Here is a 17,628-nt window from a genome sequence, read left to right on the forward strand (position 1 = left end):
CCGCCACCGACCATATAGCACGTGCATTCGATTTGCGGGCCGGGGCCGTCGCCTTCACCCGAAGGAGTGGCGGAGCTAGGGTCAGGACCATGACTGATCACGCTCATGACCTGGCGTCTGTACGAGAAGCGACCGATCGACTACTCACAGCAGTCGCGAAACTCACGGACGCGGCAGTGACGGAGCCGTCACGGCTGCCCGGCTGGAGCCGGGGCCACGTCCTGGCCCACCTCGCCCGCAACGCGGACGCTCTGGTGAACGTCCTCGCGGGCCGGCCCATGTACGCCGACGCCGCCGCCCGGGACGCCGACATCGAGCGGGACGCCCCGCGCCCGCTGGACGTGCAGCTCGCGGACGTGCGCGAGAGCGCGGCCCGCTTCCAGGAGGCCGGCGCCGCGCCGGCGGACTGGTCACGCACGGTGGAACTGCGCAACGGGGTCACCGACTCCGCGTCCCGGGTGCCCTTCCGGCGCTGGGCGGAGGTCGAGCTGCACCACGTGGACCTCGGCATCGGCTACGAGCTGGAGGACCTGCCGGCGGAGTTCACCGAGCGGGAGATCGACTTCCTCACCGAGCGGTTCACCGGGCGCCCCGACGTGCCGCCGACCCGTGTGACGGACGGCACGCGCGCGTGGCACACCGGCCGGGAGGACGACGGCCCCGAGGTGACCGTCACCGGGTCCCGCGCCGACCTTCTGGGCTGGCTCGCCGGGCGCCGCGACGGCTCGGGGCTGACCGCCGACGGCGGGCCGCTCCCGGCCCTTCCCCCGCTATAGGCTGGCGGCCATGACGTACAGCGGAGAGGTGACGGTCGGCGGCCCGGCGGACGTGCACGAGCTCAAGGACCTGATGATCACCAAGATCGCGGTCGGCCCGATGAACAACAACGCCTATCTGCTGCGCTGCCGGGCCACGGACGAACAGCTGCTGATCGACGCGGCCAACGACGCGGAGGCACTGCTCGGCATGATCGGCGACGACGGCATCGCGTCCGTCGTCACCACCCATCAGCACGGCGACCACTGGCAGGCGCTCGCCGAGGTCGTGGCGGCCACGCGCGCGCGTACGTACGCCGGCCGGGACGACGCCCCGGGCATCCCCGTGCCGACCGACGTGCCGGTCGACGACGGCGACGTCATCCGGGTGGGGAACGTGGAGCTCACCGCGCGCCACCTGGTCGGGCACACGCCCGGCTCGATCGCCCTCGTCTACGACGACCCGCACGGGCATCCCCACGTGTTCACCGGCGACTGCCTCTTCCCGGGCGGCGTGGGCAACACGCGCAAGGACCCGGAGGCGTTCGCCAGCCTGATCCACGACGTCGAGACGAAGATCTTCGACGTGCTCCCGGACGAGACCTGGGTCTATCCGGGACATGGCAACGACACCACCCTGGGCGCCGAGCGTCCGCACCTGCCGGAGTGGCACGCGCGCGGGTGGTGAGTGTCCCGTGCGCCGGCGCCGGCGCGGTTCGACCACAGGGGGCGTACATGGGGGGCGTGCGTTGCCGAACGCGCGCCCCGTGTGAATGGCGTGCACGCGCCGGCGCCCCGCGCGCGCTCCCCTCGCACATGGTTGCGCGGTCAACTGGTGGTAGCCCCGCGCGGGATGACGGCTCCCGCACGGATTGGGCCGCCGGTCCTCGTTCCCCGCCCTCGACCGGCGGCCCAGGCGAATCCTTCCGGGTGGTGTTCACGAAACTGCAACACCCGTTCCCATCATGCGGACAATCGATGGTGTGACCTCGACAAGCATGGCTTTCGCTGCCACTCTCCCGCCATGCACCTCGCCCCTCGTGTCCTGCGCCGTGCCGTCGCCGGCCTCACCGTAGCCCTCCTCGCCACCGCCGTCGGCTGTGCTCCGCAGCCGGAGGAGAAGGCGGCCGCCACGCCGTCCGGTTCGGCCGGGAACGCCTGCGCCCAGGGCAAGTTGGCCACCAAGACCTCCGGCAAGCTGACGATCGCCACCGACACGCCCGCGTACGAGCCGTGGTTCAAGGACGACAAGCCCGCCAACGGCGAGGGCTTCGAGTCGGCGGTGGCGTACGCCGTGGCGGAGCGACTCGGCTACGACAAGAGCGCCGTCGTCTGGCAGAGCGTGCCGTTCAACAAGGCCTTCGCGCCGGGTGAGAAGAGCTTCGACTTCGACATCAACCAGGTGTCGATCAGCGACGAACGCAAGAAGGCCGTGGACTTCTCGTCGGGCTACTACGACGTCCGCCAGGCGGTCATCGCCCTGAAGGGCTCCAAGGCCGCCAAGGTGACCGGCATCGCCGGCCTCAAGGGCCTCAAGCTCGGCGCCCAGGTCGGCACCACGAGCCTGGACTACATCGACGACGTGGTGAAGCCGACGCGGGCCGCGGCCGTCTTCGCCAAGAACGACCAGGCCAAGTCCGCGCTGAAGAACGGCCAGGTCGACGCCATCGTCACCGACCTGCCGACCGCCTTCTACATCACCGCGGCCGAGGTCACGGACGGCACGATCGTGGGGCAGTTCGAGAACCAGGGCGGTACCCCGGAGCAGTTCGGGCTGGTGCTCGACAAGGGCAGCGCCCTCACCCCCTGCGTGACGGCCGCGGTGGACGCCCTCCGCGCGAACGGCGCTCTGGCGAGGATCGAGCAGCAGTGGCTGTCCGACGCCGTCGACGCCCCGGTGCTCAAGTGACGCTCGCGAAGCAGGAGTCCGGTCCGGAGGACGCGGACGACAAGGGTGATCTGTCCGGGAACGGCGAGGACGGTCCGGGCGACGGGTACGTGCCCTCGCAGCGGCGGCTGGAGCGCGAGCGCCACCGGCGCACGCGTGCCCGCCGCGCCACGGCGATCGCGGCGCTCTCGACGCTGGTCACCGCCGTCGCCCTCTACCTGATCGTCGTCAGCGCGCCCGGCTGGCCGCGCACCAAGGAGACGTTCTTCAACGGGCAGTACGCGCGCGAGGCCCTTCCGAAGGTGCTGGAAGGACTCTGGCTGAACGTCCGCCTGCTGCTCGTCTGCGGCGCCGCCGTACTGGTCCTCGGCATGCTCATCGCCGTGGCCCGCACGCTGCGCGGCCCCGTCTTCTTCCCGCTGAGGGTGCTGGCGGCGGCGTACACGGACTTCTTCCGCGGGCTGCCGCTGATCATCAACCTGATGATCGTGGTGCTGGGCGTGCCGGCGCTGCGCCTGCAGGGCGTCACCGTCGACCCGGTGCTGCTCGGCGGTACGGCCCTGACGCTGACGTACTCGGCGTACGTCGCCGAGGTGTTCCGCGCCGGCATCGAGTCCGTCCATCCCTCCCAGCGCGCCGCGGCCCGCTCGCTGGGCCTCAGCAACCGGCAGGCCCTGCGGTACGTGGTGCTCCCCCAGGCCGTGCGCCGCCAGGTGCCGCCGCTGCTGAACGACCTGGTGTCCCTGCAGAAGGACACCGGTCTGGTGTCGATCGGCGGCGCGATCGACGCCGTCCGCGCCGCCGACATCATCGTGGGCCGCAGCCTCAACTACACGCCGTACATCGTCGCGGGCCTGGTCTTCGTGGCGCTGACCATCCCGATGACCCGGTTCACGGACTGGGTGACGGCCCGGATGGACCGTCGGCGGGCCCAGGGAGGAACGACATGAGTGACGCTCCGGTGCTGCGGATGGAGTCCGTCCGCAAGACCTTCGGCGGCTCCGTCGTCCTGCGGGACGTCGATCTGGAGGTCGCCCCGCACACGGTGACCGCGCTGATCGGCGCGTCCGGCTCCGGCAAGTCCACGCTGCTGCGCTGCGCCAACCTGCTGGAGGACATCGACGACGGCGCGATCTGGCTGGACGGCGAGGAGATCACCGACCCACGCGTCGACCAGGACGCGGTACGGCGCCGTATCGGCGTGGTCTTCCAGGCGTACAACCTGTTCCCGCACATGACCGTCCTGGAGAACATCACGCTCGCCCCGCGCCGGGTCCACGGCGTCCCGCGCGCGGAGGCCGAGGAACGGGCCAGGGAGCTCCTGGAGCGGCTCGGCCTGGGCGGCAGGGCGGGCGAGTACCCCGACCGGCTCAGCGGCGGCCAGCAGCAGCGTGTGGCGATCGTGCGCGCCCTCGCCGTACGCCCCCGGCTGCTGCTGCTCGACGAGATCACCGCCGCCCTCGACCCGGAGCTGGTGGGTGAGGTCCTGAACGTCGTGCGCGACCTGAAGGACGACGGTATGACCATGGTGCTGGCCACGCACGAGATGGGTTTCGCGCGTGAGGTCGCCGACCAGGTCTGTTTTCTGGACGGAGGCGTGGTGCTGGAGCGCGGCACCGCCGAGCGGGTCTTCGGCGACCCGCAGCAGGAGCGCACGCGGCGCTTCCTGCGGCGGATCGTGGAGGCCGGCCGCCTGTAAGGGGCGGTCGCCTGGAGATCGGGGCTTACCCAGGGGGTTCGCCGGCGCCGGCGGGGGCGCTCACGCGTCGGCCTGCGCCGCCCCCACCAGCGCGGCGACCCGCTCCACGCCGAAGACGTATCCCTGCACGCCGCAGCCCGCGATGACGCCGTCGGCGCGCAGGGAGACGTACGAGTGGTGCCGGAACGACTCGCGCCGGTGGATGTTGGAGATGTGGACCTCCAGCACCGGCAGTCCGTCGCAGGTGTTGAGCGCGTCCAGAATCGCGATCGAGGTGTGCGAGTAGGCGCCGGGGTTGATGACGATCCCGCAGTGGTTCAGGCGCGCCTCGTGGATCCAGTCGACCAGGACACCCTCGTGGTTGGACTGCCGGAAGTCCACCGTGCCGCCGTGCGCGGCCGCCGCCTTGACGCACATCTCCTCGACGTCGGCGAGGGTGTCGGCCCCGTAGATCTCCGGCTGGCGCTGCCCCAGGAGGTTCAGATTGGGGCCGTTGAGAATCATGATCGGGGCGTTGGCGAGGGTGCGGGGCACGGTTCCTCCGGTCCGTTCGGGGTCGGGCGGTCCGTCGACGACCGCTGCTCGGACCCCGGTTTATCACGGTGCACGGGTCACGCCCCGCGCCCTACCCTCCCGGCATGACCAAGATCTCGTACCCTCCCAAGCCCTCCCCCGGCGACCGTGTCGCCGTCATCTCGCCCGGAGCGGGCCTGCCCGGGCTCTTCCCGCGCCCCTTCGAACTGGGCCTGAAGCGGCTGCGCGAGGACTACGAGCTCGAACCGGTCGAGTATCCGACGACTCGCAAGATGGGCTCGACGCCGCAGGAGCGGGCCGACGACATCCACGCGGCCTTCGCCGACCCCGACATCAAGGCGGTCATCGCGTCGATCGGCGGCGACGACCAGATCACCGTGCTGCCGCTGCTGGACCGGGAGTTGATCCGGGCGAACCCGAAGCCGTTCTTCGGGATGAGCGACAACACGAACCTGCTCATGTTCCTGCACAACACCGGGATCGTCGGCTACCACGGCGCGACCGTGATGACCGCGTTGGGCCGCCCCGTCGCGATGAACGAGCTGACGGCGGAGTCGCTGCGGGCGGCGCTGTTCACCCCGGGCGAGTACGAGCTGAGGCCCGCCGACCGCTGGAACGACGTCGACCGCGACTGGGCGGACCCGGCGACCTTCGACGCTGAGCCGGAGACGCGGCCCGGCACCGGGTGGACCTGGGTGAACCCCGACCGGGTGGTGGAGGGCCGGAGTTGGGGCGGCTGTCTGGAGATCCTCGGCTGGCTGCTGATGGCCGACCGGGAGATCCCGCGCGACCTCTCGGCATTCGACGGCGGGGTGCTGATCCTGGAGACGTCGGAGGAGCTGCCGAGCGGCACGGAGGTCTTCCGCACCCTGCGCAACATGGGCGAGCGCGGGCTGCTCCGGCGCTTCTCGGCGCTGCTGATGGGCCGGGCGAAGACGTGGTCCTTCGAGCGTCCCAACGGCCCGGAGGAAGCTGCTCGTTACGCCACCGAGCAGCGCGAGGCCGTCCTGCGCGCCATGCGGACCTACGCTCCCGACACGACGATCGTCTTCGACGTGGACTTCGGGCACACCGATCCACAACTGGTGATCCCTTACGGCAGCGTCGTGCGCGTCGACGGGCCCGCCCGGCGCATCACCGTCACGTACTGACGGGGCCGACCGCCCCCACGCGCCCCGTAACCCGCGGTCACCGTGGGTGGTTGACGCGGCATGCACGACGTACACACCGTGAGGACACCCTCCATGCCGCGGCTCGCGGCCGCCTCGCTCGCCGGGACGGCCATCGAGTTCTACGACTTCTTCGTCTACGGGACCGCGGCCGCGCTGATCCTGGGCCCGCTGTTCTTCCCGACGTTCTCGCCGCTGGCGGGGACGCTCGCCGCCTTCGCGACCTTCGGCGTGGGCTTCGTGGCGCGGCCCCTCGGGTCGGTGCTCTTCGGGCACATCGGGGACCGGCACGGACGCCGGCCGGTCCTCGTCGTCTCCCTGCTGCTCACCGGCGGCGCGACGGTCGCGGTGGGATGCGTGCCCGCGTACGACTCGATCGGGGTGACCGCTCCCCTGCTGCTGCTCGTCCTGCGTTTCCTGCAGGGGCTGGGGCTGGGCGGGGAGTGGGGCGGCGCCGTCCTGCTGACCGCGGAGCACGCGCCCGCCGAGCGACGTGGGCTGTGGTCGAGCTTCCCGCAGGTCGGGCCCGCGGTGGGGTTCGTGCTCGCCAACGGGGTGGTGCTGGCGCTGTCGGTGACGCTGACCGAGGCGCAGTTCACGCAGTGGGGATGGCGGGTGCCGTTCTGGGCGGCCGGCGTGCTGGCCGTGCTCGGGCTGTGGCTCAGGTCCTCGCTCCCGGAGAGCCCGCGGTTCCTGGAGATCGACGACCACGCGCGCGTGCCGCTCGCCGAGGTCGTGCGCTCCCACTGGCGGCTCGTCCTGCTGACCGCCGGCGGGCTCGCCGTCGGGTACGCGATCTTCTACGCCGTGACGACATGGTCCCTCGCGTACGCGACGGAGCGGCTCGGGGTGAGCCGTACCGTGATGCTGGCCTGCATCATGGCCGCGGTGGTGGTGAAGGGGGCTCTGACGCCCTTGGCGGCCGCGCTCGGTGACCGTTTCGGCCGGCGGCCGATGTGCCTCGCCGGGTGCGCGGCCGCCGCCTTGTGGATGTTCCCGATGGTCGCGCTCCTGGCCACCGGCGAGCCGCTGCCGATGTTCCTGGGATTCCTGGGGGCGATGATCGCGTTCATCACGATGTTCGCCGTGATCGCGGCGTACTTGCCGGAGCTGTACGAGCCGCGCGTGCGCTGCACGGGCGCGGCGGTGGGTTACAACCTCGGCGGTGTCCTCGGGGGCGCGCTCACGCCCATCGCGGCGACCGCCCTCGCGGAGCACGGAGGGCGTGTGCCGTGGGGCGTGGGTGCTTACCTGACCGGCATCGCGCTGCTCAGCCTCGGGTGTTTCGCCCTGCTGCCGGAGACACGTCCGGCACCGGTGGTCGCGCCGGAAGCGGCTGCGGGCTGAGACCGGCGTACACGCTCGCGGGAGCGGTCGCGCGATCGCTACGGGTTGATCGCCAGCTCCAGGTATGCCGCGAACACCACCAGGTGCACCCCGCCCTGGAGGGGCGTGGCCCTTCCCGGCACCACCGTCAGGGAACTCACCACGACGGTCAGCGCGAGCAGCACCATGTGGGTGGCGCCCAGGCCGAGGACGAGCGGGCCGGAGAGCCAGACGGAGGCCAGCGCGACGGCGGGAATGGTCAGGCCGATGCTGGCCATCGCTGAGCCCAGCGCGAGGTTGAGGCTGGTCTGCACCCGGTCGCGGCGGGCGGAGCGGAGCGCCGCGATGGTCTCGGGCAGCAGCACGAGCAGCGCGATGACGACACCGACGACGGCGTGGTGCAGGCCGGCGGCCTCCACTCCGGACTCGATCGTGGGTGAGACGCCCTTGGCGAGGCCCACCACGCCGATCAGGGCCAGGGCGAGCAGCCCGAGGCTGAGCAGCGCCGTCCGGGAGGACGGCGCGTGGGCATGGTCGTCAGCGGTGATCACTTCGCCCTGCCGGGTGATCGGCAGGAAGTAGTCGCGGTGCCGGACGGTCTGGGTCGCCACGAACAGGCCGTAGAGGATCAGCGAGGACAGTGCGGCGAAGGTGAGCTGGAAACTGGAGAACTCCGGCCCCGGCTTGCTGGTGGTGAAGGTCGGCAGGACGAGGCTGAGCGTGGCCAGGGTCGCGACGGTCGCCAGGGCCGCGCCGGTGCCCTCCGGGTTGAAGATCGCCGTGCCGTGGCGCAGCGAGGCGACGAGGAGGCACAGGCCGACGACGCCGTTGCAGGTGATCATCACGGCGGCGAAGACGGTGTCCCTGGCGAGTGTCGAGCTCTTGGCGCCGCCGTCCACCATCAGCGTGACGATCAGGGCGACCTCGATGATCGTCACGGCGACCGCGAGCACCAGGGAGCCGAAGGGTTCACCGACCCGGTGCGCGACGACCTCCGCATGGTGGACCGCGGCCAGGACGGCTCCGGCGAGGACCACGGTCACCACTGCGACGACCACTCCGGGCAGATCACGGCCCCAGGTCAGGGCCAGCAGGACGACCGCGAGCGCCGGTACCAGGGACGTCCACCGGTTGGTGAGCGACCTGAGCCGAGCGATCATGCAGCGATCCTCCCAGAGTGGCACACGCTTCGCATTCCGGCCGGTCCCGACGAGCCACCGGGAGCGGTGGTCGGCATGGCCGAGCACCGCTCCCGGTGATGGTTGTTCCCACGTCGCCCGTGGTCAGACGTCGATGCTGTCCTTCGAAGCGCCTTCGCTCTCCGTCCGCGTCTCCTCGGCCGCCGCCTGCTTCCGGGAGGCGCGCAGGCTGGTGATCGTGGTGATGACAAGGACCGAGCAGATGACGCCGAGCGAGACCGGGATGCTGATCTCGGGGACGTGGACCCCGGACTCGTGGAGCGCGTGCAGCAGCAGCTTCACTCCGATGAAGCCGAGGATGATCGACAGGCCGTAGCTCAGGTGCACCAGCTTCTTCAGCAGGCCACCGATGAGGAAGTACAGCTGCCTGAGGCCCATCAGCGCGAACGCGTTGGCCGTGAAGACGATGTACGGGTCCTGCGTCAGGCCGAAGATGGCGGGGATCGAGTCGACGGCGAAGAGGACGTCGGTGGTACCGATCGCCAGCATCACGACCAGCATCGGGGTCATGACCCGCTTGCCGTTCTGCTCGATCCACAGCTTTGTGCCGTGGTAGCGGTCGGCGACACCGAACTTGCGCTCGGCGGCCTTGAGCAGCTTGTTCTCCTCGTACTCCTCGTCCTCCTCGTCGGCCCGGGCCTCCTGGATGAGCTTCCAGGCGGTCCAGATCAGGAAGGCTCCGAAGAGGTAGAACACCCACGAGAAGCTGGCGAGGACGGCGGCGCCCGCGGCGATGAAGACCGCCCGCAGGACCAGGGCTATGAGGACACCGATGAGCAGGACCCGCTGCTGGTACTGCGACGGGACCGCGAACTTCGTCATGATCAGGACGAAGACGAAGAGGTTGTCGACACTGAGCGACTTCTCGGTGATGAAGCCCGCGAAGAACTCGCCGGCGGGCTGTCCGCCGCCGAAGAGCAGCAGGCCCAGTCCGAAGAGTCCGGCCAAGGCGATCCAGACGACGGTCCAGATGCCGGCTTCCTTGATCGACACGTCGTGCGGCTTGCGGCCGATGAAGAAGTCGACCGCGATGAGGGCACTCAGGCCCACGATGGTCAGGACCCACAGGGTCATCGAAACATCCACTGCGCCTCCGGCAGTACGTAACGGCAGGTAATCAGCGTCGTCGCGCTGCCGGAGGTCTCTTCCACCCCGGGTCCCGATGCGCAGTGCACGCGCGGAACCACACGGGCCGACGCCCCGGGATCTGGCCTGATCCGTATTGACGGGTACGCCGCACAGACAGGGAGTACTCCCCTCCGTACGAAAGACAGTACCCCAATCACCAAGGATTGGTAAAGCGCTTGGCAAAAGAAAGATCAAAAGCGCTGGTCAAAGACGCTTTACATCTGCTTGGTGAAGCCGTGGTCGCGCGTCACGGACGCCAGGAACGGCGGGCCGTGGCGACCTGGGCGAGGACATGCTGGAGCACCTGGCTGCCGGGCGGCACGAGCGCCGGTTCGTACGTCCAGGCATGTCCGACCCAGGGGTCGGCGAGGTGGTCGTCGGGGACCGGCGTCAGGCGCATCAGCCCACGCCACAGCGGATCCAGCAACGGACCGTAACCGGCGGCGTCCTCGCGGTCGGCGACCATCATCAGGTGGACGCCGACGGCGGGACCCTCGTCCGCGAGGTAGCGGAGCTGGGTCACGGCGCGGTCGTCGAAGCCGTGCGGAAAGTCGTTGACGACCAGGAGCTGCTGGGAGGTGTCGAAGCCGGGCGGGAGCGAGTCGGCCGCGCCACCGCGCACCGCCATCTGCACCAGGTCCACGCGCTGGGTGAGCCGGCCCAGGACGTCCGCCACGCCGGCCGCGCCGGCGGCGGGCGGGCCGGCGAGCACGCCGGTCTGCACCAGCGGCGCCAGTGCCTGCGCACCCGAACCGGCCGGGTCGATGACGTGCACCGTGAAGTCGCCCGCCGGATGGACCGCCAGCAGCCGGGCCATGTGCGCCACCGCCGACTCCAGGGCGAGGCGCCGCAGGTCGTGCGAGTCGGCGAACGAGCCGTCGGACGAGCCCGACCGCCCGCTGTCGATCCACAGGCCGCGCTCGAGCGGGAGGCGGACCAGCATCGGTATGCGCAGCCGGTCGCTCTCGGGCAGGTGGAGGTCGCCCAGCCGCAGGGCCATGGGCATCTCCATGGGGACGCGGTAGGCGTGCCACACGGGGTTGTCCCAACGGGCGTACGCGGGCGGCAGTGCCGGCTCGACGACGTCGGCCTCGGCGGCGAGCTGGGCGAGGTCCCGGTCCAGGACCTGCCGGGCCTGGTCGACGAGCTGTGTGTGCTTGGCGCGGGCTCTCTCACGGGCCGCGTCGCCCTGGCCGCCGATCCGGCTGCGCGGGTCGGACAGGACCTCGTCGAGCTCGTTCTCCATGCGGGTGTCGGCGAAGTCGACGGCGCTGCGGTACGCGGCCGTGGTGCGGGCCAGGTCCTCGAACATGCCCCAGACCTGGTTGTAGAGCCGCTCCTCCATGGACCAGCCGGTCGCGTCGCCGGCGACGGGCCGGGTGGGCTGCCCCGGCTGGGCCGGGGGTGCGGTGGGCGGAGGCGGCGGGGGCGTGTTCCGCCGGCGCGGGTGGCTGTAGTTGATCGGGCCGCCGGTGGTGGGCGTCGGTGCGGTCGGCTGGGTGGTCGAGGGGTCCGCCGGAGCGGGTCCCGCGGGGTACCCCGTCCCGGCGTCCGTGGTGCCCTGAGGCGTTTGGGCGCTGTGGCCCTGGGCGCCCGCGTACGGACTGCCGGTGCTCTGAGGGCCCTGCCCGCCGTAGGGGGAGCCGCTCTGGTCAGGGCCGAGGGTGGACGCGGCCGCCTGCCGTGAGCGGTCGCCGTCGGTCGTACGGGGCGGCGGGGCCGGTACCGCGCGGGCCAGTCCCTGGGCCACGGCCTCGTCGATGCCCGCCGCGAGCTGCTGTGCCTGCGGCAGGCCCTGGTCGCTGAGGAGTGCGGAGAGGCCGCCCGCGTAGCCCTGGCCGACCGCACGGACCTTCCAGGCGCCCTGGCGCCGGTACAGCTCCAGGGCGATGACGGCCGACTCGGCGTCCAGGCCGGTGACGGTGTAGCTGGCGACCTCGGTGCCGTCGAGGCCGGTGACCGCGACGAAGGGGGCGGCGAGCGAGGCGAAGCTGACCGGTCTCCCGACGCCCGGGGGCAGGGCGAGGAGGATGCTGACGCGGTGCACGCCCTCCGCGACGGCGTCCAGGTCCACCGCGAGGCGGTGGTCGGCGGCCGCCTGCCGGGACACTTCGAGACCGGGCAGGGTGGGTGCGCCCGGGTGGGCCACCCACTCCGCGCCGGGGATCCTGCCGCTCTCGTCGCTGAGCGTGGCCCCGGCCACGATCGGCGTGCCGGCCGAGACCCTGATCTCGAGGCGGGCCTGGGAGAGCGGGTGGTTCTGCCCCCGCACCAGCTCGGCCGTCATCGCCTGTCGTCCCCCTGTGTCGCGTGTGGTGTTGTCGTGTGCCGCTCGCCCCCCGGCCGGACCTACAGAGCCGGCAGGATCGCGGGCATCAGGTCCTGGAAGGTGCGGCCGTTGGCCGGGGTACCGAGGGCCGTCATGTTCCAGCCCGCGCCCACGCGGTGCACCTTGGCCATGATCTGCGCCGTGTAGGCGCCGCCGCCCGCGAGCGTGTAACGCGCGAGCTCCTGGCCGTTGGTCTCGTCGACCAGGCGGCAGAACGCGTTCTGCACCTCCTGGAACGTCTGGCCCGTGAAGGAGTTCACGGTGAAGACGATCTGGTCGATGTGGACCGGGACGCGGGCCAGGTCGACGAGGATCGCCTCGTCGTCGCCGCCCTGGCCGACACCGCCGACGAGGTTGTCACCGGTGTGGCGGACGGAGCCGTCGTCGCTCACCAGGTGGCGGAAGAAGACGACGTCGACCGGCTGCTTGTCCGCGAACAGAACGGCGGAGGCGTCGAGGTCGATCTCCCGGGTGCGGGAGCCGAACAGGCCGCGCCGGGGGGCCGCCTGCCAGCCGAGACCCATGCGCACCGCGGTCAGGCTGCCCCCGTCGTTCTTCTGCAGACTGATGGCCTGACCCTTGGTCATGTTGACGGTCACGCGCTGATTCCCCTCTCGAGCTGTCCCCTGTTGCCGCGGACCCCGCGGTTGACGAAAACCCTACGCAAGGGCACTGACACTGCCGTACCCAGGTCCGCACTTTGTGTCGTTCTTGCAACACAGTGCGTACGGCGGCCGGGCCCGGCCGGGCCGTCAGGCCAGACCGGCCTCCTTCATCTGGCGCAGTTCCTTCTTCATCTCGGCGACCTCGTCGCGGAGTCGGGCCGCGACCTCGAACTGGAGGTCCGCCGCGGCGGCCCGCATGCGCTCCGTCATCTCCTCGATCTGCTCGGCGAGTTGGGCCGCGGGGCGGTCGGTCGGGACCGTCTCCTTCGCCTTCGCCCTGGCGGACTTGGCCGTCTTGGCGGGCTTCGCGCCCTTGGCCGCCTTGTCGCCGAGGGAGGGCACCGGGGCCTTGGTGCCCCGGCCGTCCTTCTTGGCGCGGTAGCCCGAGCCCAGCAGCTGTTCGGTGTCGACCTCCTCGCGAGCGATCTGCGCGACGATGTCGTTGATCTTCTTGCGGAGCGGCTGCGGGTCGATGCCGTGCTCCTTGTTGTAGGCGATCTGCTTCTCCCGGCGGCGGTTGGTCTCCTCGATGGCCCGCTCCATACCCGGGGTGATCTTGTCGGCGTACATGTGGACCTGACCGGAGACATTGCGCGCCGCGCGGCCGATGGTCTGGATGAGCGAGGTGCCGGAGCGCAGGAAACCCTCCTTGTCGGCGTCGAGGATCGCCACCAGGGACACCTCGGGCAGGTCGAGGCCCTCCCGCAGGAGGTTGATGCCGACCAGGACGTCGAACTCGCCGGCGCGCAGCTCACGCAGCAGCTCGATGCGGCGCAGGGTGTCGACGTCGCTGTGGAGGTAGCGCACCTGGATGCCGAGTTCCAGGAAGTAGTCGGTGAGGTCCTCGGCCATCTTCTTGGTGAGTGTGGTGACCAGGACGCGTTCGTCCTTCTCGACGCGTGTGCGGATCTCGTGCACCAGGTCGTCGATCTGGCCCTCGGTGGGCTTGACGACGACCTCGGGGTCGACGAGGCCGGTGGGGCGGATGATCTGCTCGACGACGCCGTCACCGCGCGAGAGCTCGTACTTGCCGGGTGTCGCCGACAGATAGACGGTCTGCCCGATGCGCTCCTGGAACTCCTCCCACTTCAGGGGGCGGTTGTCGAGGGCGGAGGGCAGCCGGAAGCCGTGGTCGACGAGGGTGCGCTTGCGGGAGGCGTCCCCCTCGTACATGGCGCCGATCTGCGGGACGGTGACGTGGGACTCGTCGATCACGAGCAGGAAGTCGTCCGGGAAGTAGTCGAGCAGGGTGTTCGGCGGAGAGCCGGGCGAGCGGCCGTCGAAGTGCATCGAGTAGTTCTCCACGCCGGAGCAGGATCCGATCTGACGGAGCATCTCGATGTCGTACGTCGTGCGCATCCGCAGACGCTGGGCCTCCAGGAGCTTGCCCTGCTTCTCCAGCTCGGCGAGGCGCTCGCCGAGTTCCTTCTCGATGTCGTTGACGGCCCGCTCCAGACGCTCGGGGCCGGCGACGTAGTGGGAGGCCGGGAAGACGTAGAGCTGCTGGTCGTCGCTGATGATCTCGCCGGTGAGCGGGTGGAGGGTGGAGAGGGCCTCGATCTCGTCGCCGAACATCTCGATGCGGACGGCGAGCTCCTCGTAGACCGGGAAGATCTCGATGGTGTCGCCGCGCACCCGGAAGGTGCCGCGGGTGAACGCCATGTCGTTGCGCGTGTACTGGATGTCCACGAAGCGGCGCAGCAGCTCGTCCCGGTCGAGCTCGTCGCCGACCTTGAGGGGGACCATGCGGTCCACGTACTCCTGTGGAGTGCCGAGGCCGTAGATGCAGGAGACCGAGGCGACCACGACCACATCGCGACGGGTGAGCAGCGAGTTGGTCGCCGAGTGCCGCAGCCGCTCGACCTCCTCGTTGATCGAGGAGTCCTTCTCGATGTAGGTGTCCGACTGCGGGACGTACGCCTCGGGCTGGTAGTAGTCGTAGTACGAGACGAAGTACTCGACCGCGTTGTTGGGCAGCAGCTCGCGGAACTCGTTCGCCAGCTGGGCGGCCAGTGTCTTGTTCGGCGCCATCACGAGCGTGGGGCGCTGGAGCTTCTCGATCATCCACGCGGTGGTGGCGGACTTGCCGGTGCCGGTCGCGCCGAGGAGGACGACGTCCTTCTCACCGGCCTCGATGCGCTGGGCCAGCTCGGCGATGGCCGTCGGCTGGTCGCCGCTGGGCTGGTAGGGGCTGACGACCTCGAAGGGCGCCACCGTGCGTTCGATGTGGGAAACGGGCCGCATGTCATCCACCGTACGACCCGCCACTGACAACCGGGTCCGATCAGCGGTTCTGCGGGGTCCTGGACTCGTGGTGGGCCACGTTGCGGCGGGTGCGCAGCGGTGCCCGGCGGACGGGGTGCGGGGCGTGACGGTGGGCGGGGACGCCGGGCTTGTGCTCGACGGGGGTCCCGGGCCTGCCCATGACCATCAGCGGGTCGAAGAGGACCACGACACCCGCGAGACAGAGGAAGGCGAGGGGGCCGATCAGCATCGGCGCGAGCAGACCGGCGGGAGAGTCGCCCGAGGACGGCGTGCCGGTGGCGTGGAGGTGGACGCTCACGGCGGCCATGCCCGTGTAGTGCATGCCGGAGACGGCCAGCCCCATGACGAGGCTGGCGCCCACGCTCCACAGGAAGCCCCTGACCTGTCCGGCGGCCCACAGGGCGGCGGTGGCGGCGGCCATGGCTATGGCGACGGAGACGGCCACGGTGAGCGTGTTGTACTGCAGTTTGCCGCTGAAGCGCATCCCGGCCATGCCCAGGTAGTGCATGGAGGCGATGCCCAGGCCGGTGATGGTGCCCCCGGTGAACAGCGCGGTGCCCGTGGCGCCCTTGTAACCGACTATGAAGATCCCGACGCCCACCATGACGATGGCGACGCCCAGGCTGGCGTAGGTGGTCGGTTTGTCGTAGTGGATCGGGGCGCCCGCGACCGTGAAGCCCATCATGGCGACGAAGTGCATGGTCCAGATGCCGGAGCCGATCGCCGCCGAGCCGAGGGCGAGCCATCCGGGGCGCCAGGAGTGAGCGACGAGGAGGGCTCTGGTGGTGCAGCGCAGGCCGAGGGCGCCACCGAGGCAGGCCATGAGGTAGGCCACCAGCGGTGTGACGAGTCCGTAGCTGAATCCGTCGACCGTGCCGTGCATGCGCGGTTGCCCTTCCGCCCTGTTGCTGAATCCCTGAAACGCGCCCCCTCCCAGGACGGCGCGAGCGGCCAGGGGTGACGCAGAGAGTATGACCCCCACCGGAATGGTCGAACGATTTTCCGGCAAAGAAACACGCCCTTACCCCACATGTGCGGCACCGGTGTGCGCGCCCAGGCGTCTCCTTTCGTTCTGTGGCCATCCCGCACTTCCCCGCTGTTGACCGTCTGCTGTCACAGTGGAGCTCTACGTGATCGCTCTTCGCGAGGAGTACGCATGCACGCGCGTGCAGTCGCCGTCACGGCCACCGCGCTCCTGGGCGCAGTCGCCCTTGTGTCCCCCGTCCACGACGCCCGCGCCGGCATCGGGGCCCGGCCCGAGGTGATCGCCCACCGGGGCGCTTCCGCGCAGGCCCCCGAGAACACCCTGGCGGCCGTCGACGCTGCGGCCGATCTGGGGGCCCGCTGGGTGGAGAACGACGTCCAGCGCACCAAGGACGGCGAACTGGTGGTGATCCACGACGACAGCCTCAGCCGTACGACCGATGTCGAGAAGGTCTTCCCCGGGCGTGCTCCGTGGAAGGTGAAGGACTTCACCGCGGCCGAGATCGCGCGGCTCGACGCGGGGAGCTGGTTCGGCTCCGCGTACGCGGGCGCGCGCGTGCCGACGCTGAAGGAGTACGTCCGCCGTGTCGATCACCACCATCAGAAGCTGCTTCTGGAGATCAAGAATCCGCAGCTGTATCCGGGGATCGAGCAGCAGACCCTCAAGGCCCTCGGCAACGAGGGCTGGCTCGACCGGCAGCATCTCTCCGGCCGGCTGATCGTCCAGACCTTCAGCGCCGACAGTCTGCGGACCGTCCACGATCTGAAGCCGGCGGTCACGACCGGGCTGCTGGGCAAGCCGCCCGTGACGGACCTGCCGGGGTACGCGCGCTTCGCCGACCTGATCAACCCCTCGTACACGTCCCTTTCCCGGGAGTACGTGTCAGCGGTGCACGCGGTGACGGGGCCGCACGGAAGGCCGCTGGAGGTCTTCGTCTGGACCGTCGACCACGCCTCCGTCGCCCGCACCGTGGCCGGGTACGGCGTCGACGGCGTCATCACCAACCGGCCGGACGTGGTGCGGCGGGCCTTGTTCCAGCCCTGAGGTACGACCGCCTCCGGGCCCGTGACCACCGCTGTCCGGGGCGTTGTCAGTGGCAGGCCGTACGGTGGGCGCATGGACAGCCATGGGCAGTACGAGCAGCAGGTCGTGTGGACCGTCGTCGGCACCGACATCGGTCCGCTGCTGCTGGCCGCGACCCGAGAGGGCCTGGTCAACGTCGTGTTCCACGCCACCGACGCGGTGCGCGACAAGGTGCTCGGCCGCCTCGCGGAGCGCCTGGGCGCCGAGCCGGTGGAGGCGCCCGGCTCCCCGCTGCTGGCCGAGGCGATACGCCAGGTCGAGGCGTACTTCGCCGGTGAGCGACGGGACTTCGAGCTGCCCCTGGACTGGTCGCTGATCTCCGGCTTCAACCGGCAGGTCCTGCGCGAGCTCGCCTCCGGCGTCCCGTACGGGGCGGTCGTCGGTTACGGCGATCTGGCCAGGCGGGTGGGACAGCCGGGGGCCGCGCAGGCGGTGGGGACGGCGATGGGCGCCAATCCCCTGCCGGTGGTCGTGCCCTGCCATCGGGTCGTGGAGAGCGACGGGGGGATCGGCGGCTTCGGGGGCGGTCTGGAGACCAAGCGCCGGCTGCTCGCTCTGGAAGGGGTACTGCCCGAGCCGCTGTTCTGAGCCGCGCCGCTCGTC

General features: G+C 70.6%; 16 protein-coding genes. 9 read left to right on the forward strand and 7 right to left on the reverse strand.

Annotated features, from left to right (window positions below; genetic code table 11):
* Positions 1–89 precede the first annotated feature (89 nt).
* From ACPT94_RS36250 to ACPT94_RS36270, 5 genes are all read left to right on the forward strand, one after another.
* Positions 90–776, forward strand: a complete 687-nt coding sequence (locus ACPT94_RS36250) for a maleylpyruvate isomerase family mycothiol-dependent enzyme (protein ID WP_425247806.1) — start codon at positions 90–92, stop codon at positions 774–776.
* A gap of 10 nt (positions 777–786) precedes the next feature.
* Entirely contained in the window at positions 787–1,443 is a 657-nt protein-coding gene (locus ACPT94_RS36255) for an MBL fold metallo-hydrolase (RefSeq protein WP_360341911.1), read from the forward strand.
* Between the two features lie 336 nt (positions 1,444–1,779).
* On the forward strand, positions 1,780–2,664 hold the full coding sequence (locus ACPT94_RS36260; RefSeq protein WP_360341914.1) for an ABC transporter substrate-binding protein: 885 nt from the start codon (positions 1,780–1,782) through the stop codon (positions 2,662–2,664).
* Positions 2,661–3,593 (forward strand): amino acid ABC transporter permease, encoded by a 933-nt coding sequence (locus ACPT94_RS36265; RefSeq protein ID WP_360341917.1) that lies wholly within the window; start codon positions 2,661–2,663, stop codon positions 3,591–3,593. The genes ACPT94_RS36260 and ACPT94_RS36265 overlap by 4 nt, the downstream gene beginning before the upstream one ends.
* Entirely contained in the window at positions 3,590–4,342 is a 753-nt protein-coding gene (locus ACPT94_RS36270) for an amino acid ABC transporter ATP-binding protein (protein WP_360341920.1), read from the forward strand. The genes ACPT94_RS36265 and ACPT94_RS36270 overlap by 4 nt, the downstream gene beginning before the upstream one ends.
* Before the next feature lie 60 nt (positions 4,343–4,402).
* On the opposite strand, the gene aroQ is transcribed toward ACPT94_RS36270, so the two are convergent.
* Positions 4,403–4,876, reverse strand: a complete 474-nt coding sequence (aroQ, locus tag ACPT94_RS36275) for a type II 3-dehydroquinate dehydratase (RefSeq protein ID WP_360341923.1) — start codon at positions 4,874–4,876, stop codon at positions 4,403–4,405.
* Between the two features lie 104 nt (positions 4,877–4,980).
* Here aroQ and ACPT94_RS36280 point away from each other — a divergent pair, with 104 nt between their 5' ends.
* Both ACPT94_RS36280 and ACPT94_RS36285 read left to right on the forward strand, forming a co-directional pair.
* A complete protein-coding gene (locus tag ACPT94_RS36280) occupies positions 4,981–6,027 on the forward strand; it encodes a S66 family peptidase (protein WP_425247807.1) in 1,047 nt (348 codons plus the stop codon).
* Positions 6,028–6,087: 60 nt separating this feature from the next.
* The gene (locus tag ACPT94_RS36285; protein ID WP_360341929.1) at positions 6,088–7,392 is read left to right on the forward strand and encodes an MFS transporter; all 1,305 of its coding nucleotides are present in this window, start codon (positions 6,088–6,090) and stop codon (positions 7,390–7,392) included.
* 38 nt (positions 7,393–7,430) lie between these two features.
* On the opposite strand, the gene ACPT94_RS36290 is transcribed toward ACPT94_RS36285, so the two are convergent.
* The 6 genes from ACPT94_RS36290 to ACPT94_RS36315 form a co-directional block, all read right to left on the reverse strand.
* Positions 7,431–8,531 carry a calcium:cation antiporter gene (locus ACPT94_RS36290; protein ID WP_360341932.1) on the reverse strand — a complete coding sequence of 367 codons (1,101 nt, stop codon included), beginning with the start codon at positions 8,529–8,531 and terminating at the stop codon, positions 7,431–7,433.
* A 123-nt stretch (positions 8,532–8,654) separates the two neighbouring features.
* Positions 8,655–9,656, reverse strand: a complete 1,002-nt coding sequence (locus ACPT94_RS36295; protein ID WP_425247808.1) for a TerC family protein — start codon at positions 9,654–9,656, stop codon at positions 8,655–8,657.
* A gap of 289 nt (positions 9,657–9,945) precedes the next feature.
* Positions 9,946–11,985 (reverse strand): TerD family protein, encoded by a 2,040-nt coding sequence (locus ACPT94_RS36300; protein ID WP_360341938.1) that lies wholly within the window; start codon positions 11,983–11,985, stop codon positions 9,946–9,948.
* Positions 11,986–12,047: 62 nt separating this feature from the next.
* The gene (locus ACPT94_RS36305; RefSeq protein ID WP_306953298.1) at positions 12,048–12,626 is read right to left on the reverse strand and encodes a TerD family protein; all 579 of its coding nucleotides are present in this window, start codon (positions 12,624–12,626) and stop codon (positions 12,048–12,050) included.
* A gap of 153 nt (positions 12,627–12,779) precedes the next feature.
* Positions 12,780–14,936 (reverse strand): excinuclease ABC subunit UvrB, encoded by a 2,157-nt coding sequence (gene uvrB, locus ACPT94_RS36310; protein ID WP_360341942.1) that lies wholly within the window; start codon positions 14,934–14,936, stop codon positions 12,780–12,782.
* A gap of 40 nt (positions 14,937–14,976) precedes the next feature.
* Complete coding sequence (locus ACPT94_RS36315) at positions 14,977–15,840, reverse strand: MHYT domain-containing protein (protein ID WP_360341945.1); 864 nt, start codon at positions 15,838–15,840, stop codon at positions 14,977–14,979.
* 273 nt (positions 15,841–16,113) lie between these two features.
* Here ACPT94_RS36315 and ACPT94_RS36320 point away from each other — a divergent pair, with 273 nt between their 5' ends.
* Positions 16,114–16,986, forward strand: coding sequence for a glycerophosphodiester phosphodiesterase (locus ACPT94_RS36320; protein ID WP_360341948.1), 873 nt, complete (start codon positions 16,114–16,116; stop codon positions 16,984–16,986).
* A gap of 72 nt (positions 16,987–17,058) precedes the next feature.
* A complete protein-coding gene (locus tag ACPT94_RS36325; RefSeq protein ID WP_360341951.1) occupies positions 17,059–17,613 on the forward strand; it encodes a methylated-DNA--[protein]-cysteine S-methyltransferase in 555 nt (184 codons plus the stop codon).
* The last annotated feature ends 15 nt before the right edge of the window (positions 17,614–17,628 follow it).

The sequence above is a fragment of the Streptomyces aurantiaciflavus genome, from assembly GCF_049808595.1.
Classification (GTDB): domain Bacteria; phylum Actinomycetota; class Actinomycetes; order Streptomycetales; family Streptomycetaceae; genus Streptomyces.